General features: G+C 56.3%; 1 protein-coding gene. It reads right to left on the bottom strand.

Going from position 1 to position 1153, the window contains the following annotated elements; genetic code table 11:
• Window positions 1-135: 135 nt before the first annotated feature.
• Window positions 136-876: a DUF3800 domain-containing protein gene (locus DLJ49_RS21250; RefSeq protein WP_233489401.1), complete on the bottom strand. Its 741-nt coding sequence runs from the start codon at window positions 874-876 to the stop codon at window positions 136-138.
• Window positions 877-1153: the final 277 nt, after the last annotated feature.

Here is a 1153-nt window from a genome sequence, read left to right as displayed (position 1 = left end):
GTTGTCGTCGCCTGCTTGTGAAGAAAGATTAGCATGCCCGCCCCCCGACCAGAACCTCGCTCAGGATCGAGCGTGCCAGGAACAGCGCCCGTCGGCGAGGGTCGATGTGATCATCCGGGATGGGACACCTAGAGTTTAATCCCTGATACCGCTTCTAACAGCGCATCGATGCAGGCGCGCGGCGAAGTAGGTCGAGATGATCTCGTTCTCAGCAAACTCTTCAGGGGCTTTCCAATAGGCGCCGAGGCGACCTGTTAGGCCGGCAATCCAATCAGCGGCTTGCATTGTCTGGTAGCGATGGCTTTCTAGTTGAAAAGGCGGCTCAACAAGGCACCGTCGCCGATCGGTTCCATACATGGCGATCGCCGCTTGTGTGACGAGGGCTGATCGCTGATCGTGCTCGTCAAGGGCGAGGAGGAACTGGCCGACGGGTGTGCAATCTTCTGCACAGTGCTGGTCTATGCGCTTGATCGCCTCGCGTAAAACATGCCGATAAAGGGCGTTTGCATCATGAACGTCAGGTGAGTCGTGCTTTCCCTGACCAACATAGAAGGCAAAGCCATCAAGCGTTTTTATCTTGTTGAAAAGCCGGTTGGTAAAGTTGCGCAGCTCTCGGTACCTCTCGACATTCCGCACCGTGTAGAGAGCTGAGCCCTTCTTTTCCCAGACGGATGGATGCAGATCTGAGCGGTCAATCTCGAACTTCAGTAGTTCACATTTGCGCTGATAGAACCAAGTGCCAAAGTTGCGGACCTGATCGAGAGGAAGCACAAGCCCGGCTAGGCCGAAAACTGGGCTGTCGTTGTGCTGAGGATCGTCGCGGCTAATGTAGGGGCCGATGTGGCCAAACTCATCCAAATAGGCAATGTAGGTCAAAGCGCACTCCAAAAACACGAAAGCCCGCGCTTTCGCGCGGGCCTCGGAAAGAGGGCAAAACGAGTCTGCGCCTCTGACTTTTATATGGATGCTCTGGCTTTGATTGTCAACCCGTTTGAAGCTGACGTTCCGCGACGCCGCAGCACACTTTACTTAGCAGGCCGCTGAAGAAGTGCGGCTGGAAGGACGTTTTTCCGGGCGCGGGTTTCCAAGTTGAGGCGGTGGCGGCCCGGGACGTGTGGATCGGTTCCGAGATGCCCCGTGTTTCAGGCCGCCA

Origin of the sequence: Rhodovulum sp. 12E13 (assembly GCF_003340565.1) — a bacterium.
Lineage (GTDB): Bacteria > Pseudomonadota > Alphaproteobacteria > Rhodobacterales > Rhodobacteraceae > HLUCCA09.
This window is presented reverse-complemented; position numbering and strand designations above follow the sequence as displayed.